The organism is Lactobacillus helveticus DSM 20075 = CGMCC 1.1877 (assembly GCF_000160855.1).
Taxonomy (GTDB): Bacteria; Bacillota; Bacilli; order Lactobacillales; family Lactobacillaceae; genus Lactobacillus; species Lactobacillus helveticus.
On record NZ_GG700755.1, the window covers coordinates 35,832 to 44,955 of the forward strand.

Here is a 9,124-nt window from a genome sequence, read left to right on the forward strand (position 1 = left end):
ACTATTTTTTTGCAATTCATCTGGGATATTATTCATTCTTCCATGCCTCTATATTTTTAATAATTTTGTCTTCACAGTCAGGGTCATTCAGTGGATCAAACCAATTAACCGGTAATTGATTTCTGAAATAAGTAAGTTGTCTTTTAGCATAACGCCTAGACGCGGTTTTCAATTGTTCAACACACTCATTTAAAGTCTTCTCACCTTCAAAATAAGGGAAAAACTCTTTATATGCGATAGCTTGCAACACCTGATGTTCTTTATCTCTATTTTGATAAATAAATTTTGCTTCTTCTAGCATCCCCTTTTGCATCATTCGATCAACTCGTAAATTAATGCGGCGATAAATTTCTTGCCTATCAGAATTTAAACCAATGATTAAATAATCATATCTAGGTTCAATCTTTTTTTGCTGTTGTGAGAACTTTTTACCAGTTCGATCAATTACCGTTAATGCCCGCATTGTTCTGCGAGAATTAGGAACTGGAATTTTTTTAGCAGCTTCAGGATCTTTTTCATTCAAAATGTCCCATAATTTTTGTGGACCATTTTGTTTTAAATAATCTTCCCATTTTTGAGAAGTTCCGCTGTCTTCTTCTTTTCTTTCACCCAACTGCATCTTATTCAACAGTGCATTAACATAAAAGCCTGTTCCCCCAGCCAAAATGGGCAACTTATTTTTCTCCCCAATATCGTTAATTGCTTCAGTTGCTTCATCCACAAAGTCCTTGACAGAATACTCATCAAATACCGATCTTGTGTCAACTAAATAATGTTTAACTTCTGCTTGCTCTTCTTTAGTTGCTTTAGCTGTGCCCACCTCTACTTCATGGTAAACTTGCATAGAATCTCCAGAGACAATCTCACCATTTAGTTTTTTTGCCAAGGAAATTGCTAAATCAGTTTTACCAATTGCAGTAGGCCCTACTATTGCTAATACTTTTTGCATATCATCATCTTTTCAATTTAATTTTTGATACAAAAAAGCACATTTAGGCTACTACAGCTCTAAATGTGTCTTCTTTTATTAATATTTAGACTTCTTAGTTCTACCGTCCCAAGTTTCAAAACCACCTTTAAGCCAGTGGATTGAAACAAAGCCCTTCTTCTTCAAGAAACGGGCAGCTCTTAAAGTAATTGTGTTTGAATCTGAGTAAAGATAAACTGGCAAATCACTTCTAAGTTCATTATATTGATATTTAAGCATTGTATATGGCAAGTTACGGGCACCATCAATATGCTTGCGCTTAAATGGTTCTTTTTCACGCAAATCGATAATTTGTGCCTTGCGCATGCCTGCCTTAAATCCTTCGTTAGTCAATTCGCCGCCCATAGACTTGGCTTGGAATTTATTCCATCCCCAAATACCTACAAAGGCCAAAATAATGGCTAATAGAACTAAATCTAAGATAATTAAAAAACTCAACATTGACCTTAATCTGCCCTTCCATAAAAACTTACAAATATAATGATACAGCTAAACTAATTTACTTGCTATCCTTTTTCTTTTTATCTTTCTCTTTTAATTCTTCAATTCTGTGTTCTCTTCGTAAAATTAATTTCGCTATCATGTAATCGTGTTGATCAATCAAACCAGCTTTATTGATATTATCAAGTTCAAGTGCCATCAACTCAATATCCCAGATTCTTTTGCCAACATGAACCAAAATACCATATTTTTCTAAAAGTTGTTGTACATCATATAAAGTCTTCATTTAAAAGCTAATAACCATTCCTGTTCAACAGTCCATACTATATAAACAATCAAAACAGCTCCCGCTAAAACGAGCCATTTAGGATTATATGTCCGCATTACGCGATCGCCCAAGATGATAGCCAATAAGAAACCAGTTATTAAGCCACCGATATGACCCCAAATATCAATACCAGGTACAAAAATATCGAGTGCTAGGTTAATCAATGCTAAAACCAAAGCTTGTCTTCCTAAAAAGCTAATCATCGGATTATGTAGATTACGCAAGCCGATAGCGACCATCGCTCCAAAGAGTCCAAATAAAGCTGTTGAAGCCCCCGCACTTAAGCCACGATCGGAACTAAAAGCCAAACTAAATAAGTTACCACCTATTCCGGCTAATAAGTACGTAACTAAAAAGCGGAAATGTCCCATAATTGGTTCCATATATTGTCCCATGTAATAAATGATAATGGCATTAGAAACCAAATGCATGACACCAATATGCAAAAATTGAGCAGCAAATAAGCGCCACCATTGATGACCAGCGACAACTGCGTAATTGTTCATCGCTCCCATTTTCATTAAAACATTAATATTCTCAGAACCGCCTAAAAAGACTTCAATTAAAAAGACTATTAATAAACCTATTAAAATTCCTAAAGTCACAAATGATTGTGAGAGGTTAATTTTTTGCTTCATTCCAGCCTCCCTTAAAGTAATTAATATGTTTCAGTAGTTATAAGTGTCTGAACTGGCACATCTGTTTTTTCAACTGGCCATTCAGCATGTTGAAATTGCATCTTAGAGTTTACTAATGACACAGTTGTAGGATTATATTTTGCCAAAAATCGATCATAATATCCACCGCCAAAGCCTAAGCGAACATGGGAATCCTGTGCAAATGCTAATCCAGGAACGATCACTAAGTCTAAGTGATTATTAATCTTGGCATCTGTATCAACAATTTCTTCTACGCCAAAACTAGATTTTTTTAATTTACTCATATATGTGTAATGCAAAAAATTTAAAGTATGATTTTGATCGTTCTCAGCTTTAGCTAAATATACTTCCTTGCCCTCATCCCATAGATGGGCAATTATTTCAGAGGTATCTATCTCTAAAGGCAACGAAGCAGTTATCCCAATAGTCTGACTATTTTTGATTAAATCTGTTGCCATTAGCTTTTTAAGCAAAATTGTATCTTCTAATTTTTTATCTTTAGTTTTAGCAAAACATTTTAATTTTTCGATTTGTATTTTTCTTAATTCTGATTTTTTCATTTTTTGCCTACAAAAATTTGCCTACAAAAAATAGCAGGCACACAACCTGCTACTTTGATTTATTACTTAGTTTCACGGTGAAGTGTTGCGCGTCTTTCAACTGGGCAATACTTCTTCAAAGATAATCGTTCCGGATGCTTACGCTTGTTCTTCTTAGATAAGTAACTTCTATCGCCACATTCTGTGCATTCTAAAATGATGTTATCTGCCATTTTTTTCACCACCTACACTTTTATTCTTACTATACTAGAATAGCATTTTTCAAACAATTTGACCAGTGTTAATTATTTATTTTGTTGAATGAAGTTTAAAATAATCCTGAATCATTGCTTTAGCTACCTGCAAAGTATACTTCCCTTCCATGTCTGGATCAAGTCCTGGGAACACTACAGCTACGGCTAGTTTTGGATTTTTAGATGGAGCATATCCAATGAAAGTAGCGTTAATCAACTCAATATTATGCTTTCTATTAGGGTGTTCAGCATCATAGTAGAAAGTTTGAGCAGTACCAGTTTTACCTGAAACTGATGGCTTAACATCCTTCAAGTAGTGAGCAGTACCCCAGCCGTTAGTACCATGTACTACACGCCAGAAACCTTCTCTAACTACGTTCAATTCATCTGAAGTCCATGGAATAGACTGTTGAACATTAGGTTTCTTATTGTAGTTAATATAAATCTTCTTTCCGTCTTTGCTTGTCTTACCAACAGACTGCACAATATATGGCTGCATTCTATAACCACCATTAGCAATCGTAGATACATATTGAACAAGCTGAATTGGCGTATAAGCATCATAGTTACCATAAGCCAAGTCAAGTACTGAACCAGAAAGAATATTTCCTTTTGAATTGAAAGATTTACCTTCAATTCCGGCAACTTCACCAGGAAGGTCAACACCAGTCTTTTGACCTAGACCAAACATTGCAAAGTTTCTTCTTAAAGTATTAAAAGCAGTGTCTGGCATATGGATGTAAGTCTTAGGTACATATTTTGCGCCAACCCAATTCATAGCTAAGTGCATCATGTAAATGTTACTTGAAACTTCCAAGGCAGTCTTAGCATCCAATGAACTGAAAGTTCCGATTGGATATACAGATTTCTTAACTGGTGAACCTGGAAGATAGATTGGCGTATCAGGCAAAGTATTGTTAGTTGGAGTAATAACCTTATTAATCAAACCACCAGAAACTGTAGCACCCTTAACTACGGATCCCATAACGAATGATTGATTAATTACACCTAAAGCATTATCGGTTACCTTGCCTGTATTCGTATTACGATTAAGCCCAGCCGTTGCTAACAATGCGCCAGTATTTGGATTCATTGCAACAGCATAGGCACCATTAGAATAACGAGCTGCTCCTGCACCAATAGCTGAACTATAAATTCGCTTCAAAGATGCTTGAACTTCTTTTTGATACTTAGCGTCAATTGTCAACATTAAGCTGGCACCAGCCTGCCCATCATAAACAGTCTTAGTCTGTTGAATATTGCCGTTAGACTTTGTAGTTACCTTGCTGGTTGACTTAGTTCCCTTTAATAGAGGCTCATATTCTTCTTCTAGATATGAAGTACCTACTCGATCATTACGAGAATAGCCATTTCTCAAATAGTATTGCAAGTTGTCACTAGGCAATCCAGATTTTTCAGTAGAAACTGAACCAATAATACTTTGGATAGAAGAACCGTTTGGATATGATCTTTGCCAATCGGTTCCGATACCAACACCTGGCAATTCTGATAGGTGTTCACCTACTTGAGCGATTTCCTTATCAGTTAAACCTTTATTTTTGATATAAATAGTTGATAAAGTATAAGCACCTGAAATCTTATTAAAGATCAATGCCGCTGTTTTTTGCTTTTCAGTTAACTTAGGATTCAGTTTTTCAACATAAGCAATCGCTGCTTGGTAAACCTCAGAATTAGTTTTCTTGTTACCATTTGCATCTACTTTAGCTGATTTAGGCAATTTAGCTGTAATCTTGGTATTGTTATCACCATCTGCTAAATAATAATCAGCAACCATTTGCTTTGTCGGCTTTTCATCTGTAATCTTAATGTAGTTGCTTAATGCATTCGAAATTTGATATATCTGCGTAGTAGTGGTTGATGTACTCTTAGTATAGGTGATCGCATTAGTAGCCTTATTCCCTACCAATACATGTCCTTCAGCATCATACATCACACCACGAGGCACTTGATTTGAAACAACTGTCGAATCAGATTGTTGTACTTCTACTTTAAAGCGAGATCCATATACCAGCTGTAAATAAGCTAGTTGTCCGATCAACATCGCAAAAAGCACAAGAATAACCCCTACAATGATTCGCATTCTTATTGGAGTAGAAGACTGCTTATTTGAACCAGTCCCTCTATTTTTTCTAAAATAATCCACGTATATCGTCCCTCACTAAAACTGTATGTATTTTAACAAAAACTAAACGTTAATTCTACGATTGAGAACGGAGCTTAGCTAAATTTTAAGATGAATAATTATTTTAATATCCATAAATTATTTACTACTAAAAAAAATCTTCTTTTTTTATTAAGTTTTATTTTAGCTGGTTTGATTTTCTTCAGCTACTTCTTCTATACAAAAAATGGCGTTTTAACAGTAGACCTAGGTCAACAATATGTTGATTTTTTAGCTTTTTTGAGACACAACTTATTCTCACATCCCCTTCGTCTAATTTATTCTTTTTCAAATGGCCTAGGTGGATCAATGCTAGCTACGGACGCCTATTATCTTTTCAGTCCATTTAATCTATTATTATTTTTATTCCCACAGAATTTCTTGGCTCAAGCCATTTTAGTAATTATTGGATTAAAAATCGCTACGGGTGGTCTAACTAGTTATTACTACTGGCAGCAAAAAACAGCTAAGCCCTTCTATGCCTTAGCTGCAAGTAGCGCCTACGCATTATCTGGATATGTTATCGCCAACCACTTCAACTTAATGTGGTTAGATTCAGTAATACTTTTGCCTCTTTTAATTAACGAAATTGATCATATTTTAATGCAAAAGAAGAACCATTTAGTTTTAATCACATTTCTGTTATGGTTTACCAACTTTTACACTGCATTTATGGCACTAGCATTCGGCTTTCTATATTTACTGACTAAAATTTTCTTTTTTAATAGAAAAAAACAATGGACTATTTTTAAATCATATCTAGCAAAAAGTATTTTAGGCTCTTTTTTAGATGCTTTTATGCTATTGCCAGTTTTTGTAGAGATGTTGCAAGGGAAGGCTGCTTCTTCCGCAAATTGGTCATGGGGATTTCAATTTGTTCCATATAATCAAATAGCAAAGTTAGCTGACGGTGCTTACAATTTTCACGAAATGCAAGAAGGGATGCCAAACATCTTCATCCCTCTCCCATTTTTATTGCTAACTTTTTTTTATTTTCTAAGCAAAAAAATTAATTGGAAAACCAAGCTAGCTAATGGCTTATTGCTCTTATTTTTAATTGCTTCATTATTTTGGACACCACTAGTTTTATTATGGCATCTAGGCCAATTTCCTGTTTGGTATCCTGGTCGCTTTAGTTTTGTCTTGATCTTCTTAGCTTTAAACTTAGCAATTACTGCATTAAACCAGCAAGAAAATGTGAAATTATGGCAAATAGCACCATTAGCGCTTATTGCTTTAGGACTGATCCTTTTTGTCACATTTAATGATCAATCATTTGATTTCTTAAACGAAACCGCTCAAATTGCTACAGGTGCTTTTTTAGCTCTAGGATTATTGTTTGTCGCCTTTATTTATAATAAAAACAACTACGCATCTACCTTCTTTTATTTAATCATCGAATTAGAGTTAGTAATTAACCTCGTTTTATCATTAGGAAATTTAGCATATCAAAAGAATTACGATTATCAAAATTTTGCCAAAAATACTACACAAGTTACTAACTATGAGGCTAAACACGACAAAGGATTATACCGAACGGAGAAAAGCTTTTATCGCTCTGACGATGATCCATTCAGCGCTAATTATTATGGCCTCAGCAACTTTAATTCCATTTCTAACCAGCATGTATTGTCATTGTTAAATAATTTAGGCTTCCTTAATAATAGCAATTCTTATACTAATTTTGGTGGGACTCCAATCACTGACGATCTCTTTGGGATTAAATATTATATTCTTCCTAACGAAGAAATCACTTCTCTTAAAAATAAGCAGCAAATGAAGTATGACAATAAAAATCAGAGAATTGATGTCGGTGACTATCATTTACAAAAGCGATTTAACCAATTAATTCTGATGAAAAATAGTTCTGCACTGCCGCTGTTATTTTTATCACCGACTACTACCAGAAAAGTAAAATTTGATCCTACTAATATTACTAAAAACCAAACTCAACTTTTACAGGCTGCAACTGGTAGAAATATCAATCTTTTTCATCATGTAATTTGGCCTGATCCTAAAAAGATTAATGTCTCAAATTGGGATGGTGGCTGGATGCAATATTCCAAGAAGAAAAAGAATCAGGAAGCTCGCTTAATCTTCAACCTTAGACCACAGACGAATTCATCATATTATCTTGAACTTCCTGGTGATATTGATGACAATGCTATTGATATGTACGTTAATGGTAGCTACATTAATCTTACAGTGCGTGACTCCAATACTCGACTAATCAATTTAGGAAGTCGACAACGGGGACAACGCATTCAAATTGAAATCACTTTGAAAAAAGACAACTTGGATTTAAATGCTGCAAATTTATGGCGTTTAGACACCCCAAAATTAGTTAAGGAAATGCGTTAATTTAAGCAAAATCAACCACAGTTTACTCAGCAGTCTGCCCTAGTACTTAAATCCAATCATTTTTCTACAAATAAAAAAATGACTATGAAATCTACTATTCCCAACAGTTTTAACTGGTTAGTACTTGATAATGGAAAAATCCTTCGAAAGAACAAAATTTTATTTGCTGATGCTTTTTTGAATTTTAATCTTAATCAAGGCAACCATCAAATAACTTTAATTTATATTCCATGGATTTTCATAATCGGTTTGATAATCAGCTTAATATCCGTATTAATTTTTATAAAAATAAACAAAATATAAGTGTTAACGCTAACATCAAGAAATAATACTAGACCTATAATATAAAAATGTAATAAAATGAATATATTATTATTTGGATAAATTAATAATAGAAAGAAGATTTGAATATGGCTCTTACATACCAAATTGGTGTAGATGCTGGCGGTACTCACTCAACTGCCATTGCATATGACGAAAACGGCAAGGAACTTGGTCGCGCAGAAGGCGGTCCAGGTCAAATTAACGCTGATTACGAAGGCGGAATCAAGAATATCTCCGATACTATTAATGAATTGTTAAACAAGATTGACGGCGACTGCATGCGTGTTTTAGTAGGTATTGCTGGTCTTTCTGTTGTTGGTAACGCACCAGAAGTTGCTGCTACTATTTCATCAAGAATCAACAACTTACCTACTCGTGCTATTACTGACTCACTCTTGGCACTTTATGCTGGCCTTGAAGGCGATGATGGTGCTCTTGTTATCGCCGGTACTGGTTCAGTTTACAACGGTTTGCAAAACGGTCACTTAATTGCTGTAGGGGGTTACGGCAATATCTTAGGTGATGAAGGTTCAGGTTACGCTATTGCACGTTCAGCTATGCAATCTGCACTTCTTAGCTGGGACAAGCGTGAAGATAACGCACTTATTCCAATGTTTACTAAGTTATTCGGCGTAGAACACATGGATGAATGTAACGCTAAGTTCTACAGAATGTCTAATCCTGAAGTTGCTGGAATGGCAGTTCACGTTGCTAAGCTTGCAGATGAAGGTAGCGATGATGCAATTAAGGTCATCCAACAACAAGCTCACTTATTGGCTCGTGACATCATCATTGGTCTTGATCGTTACGAAGATCCAAAGCCAATGAAGATTGCTTTAACTGGTTCAGTTTTAGCTAACAACGAAATGATGAGAGGAATCATTGAAGACGAAGTTAAGGATAAATATCCTGATGCAATCTTCTCTATTTCAAATGGTGAAAACGCTCGTGCCGTATTATTCGATAAGAGTAAGGATTACCGTTACTTCACTAATCACGAAGATCGTTAATTTAAAATAAATAAAAAGCTCACGGCTTTTACAAATTG

The 9,124-nt window shown here is 34.9% G+C and carries 7 protein-coding genes and 2 pseudogenes; 2 read left to right on the forward strand and 7 right to left on the reverse strand.

Annotated features, from left to right (window positions below):
* Positions 1 to 28: 28 nt before the first annotated feature.
* From miaA to HMPREF0518_RS05900, 7 genes and pseudogenes are all read right to left on the reverse strand, one after another.
* A complete protein-coding gene (gene miaA / locus HMPREF0518_RS05870) occupies positions 29 to 949 on the reverse strand; it encodes a tRNA (adenosine(37)-N6)-dimethylallyltransferase MiaA (RefSeq protein WP_003627072.1) in 921 nt (306 codons plus the stop codon).
* A gap of 78 nt (positions 950 to 1,027) precedes the next feature.
* On the reverse strand, positions 1,028 to 1,429 hold the full coding sequence (locus HMPREF0518_RS05875) for a rhodanese-like domain-containing protein (RefSeq protein WP_003627073.1): 402 nt from the start codon (positions 1,427 to 1,429) through the stop codon (positions 1,028 to 1,030).
* Positions 1,430 to 1,487: 58 nt separating this feature from the next.
* The gene (locus HMPREF0518_RS05880) at positions 1,488 to 1,715 is read right to left on the reverse strand and encodes a YqgQ family protein (protein WP_003627075.1); all 228 of its coding nucleotides are present in this window, start codon (positions 1,713 to 1,715) and stop codon (positions 1,488 to 1,490) included.
* Positions 1,716 to 2,395: pseudogene (locus HMPREF0518_RS05885) on the reverse strand (rhomboid family intramembrane serine protease).
* Positions 2,396 to 2,415: 20 nt separating this feature from the next.
* Positions 2,416 to 2,976, reverse strand: a complete 561-nt coding sequence (locus tag HMPREF0518_RS05890) for a 5-formyltetrahydrofolate cyclo-ligase (RefSeq protein WP_003627079.1) — start codon at positions 2,974 to 2,976, stop codon at positions 2,416 to 2,418.
* Between the two features lie 62 nt (positions 2,977 to 3,038).
* Positions 3,039 to 3,188: a 50S ribosomal protein L33 gene (rpmG, locus tag HMPREF0518_RS05895; RefSeq protein WP_003548272.1), complete on the reverse strand. Its 150-nt coding sequence runs from the start codon at positions 3,186 to 3,188 to the stop codon at positions 3,039 to 3,041.
* Positions 3,189 to 3,264: 76 nt separating this feature from the next.
* Entirely contained in the window at positions 3,265 to 5,373 is a 2,109-nt protein-coding gene (locus HMPREF0518_RS05900; protein ID WP_003629615.1) for a peptidoglycan D,D-transpeptidase FtsI family protein, read from the reverse strand.
* 90 nt (positions 5,374 to 5,463) lie between these two features.
* On the opposite strand from HMPREF0518_RS05900, the pseudogene HMPREF0518_RS05905 reads away from it, so the two are divergent.
* Both HMPREF0518_RS05905 and HMPREF0518_RS05910 read left to right on the forward strand, forming a co-directional pair.
* Positions 5,464 to 8,055, forward strand: a pseudogene (locus HMPREF0518_RS05905) (YfhO family protein).
* 107 nt (positions 8,056 to 8,162) lie between these two features.
* Positions 8,163 to 9,086 (forward strand): N-acetylglucosamine kinase, encoded by a 924-nt coding sequence (locus tag HMPREF0518_RS05910; RefSeq protein WP_003627087.1) that lies wholly within the window; start codon positions 8,163 to 8,165, stop codon positions 9,084 to 9,086.
* The last annotated feature ends 38 nt before the right edge of the window (positions 9,087 to 9,124 follow it).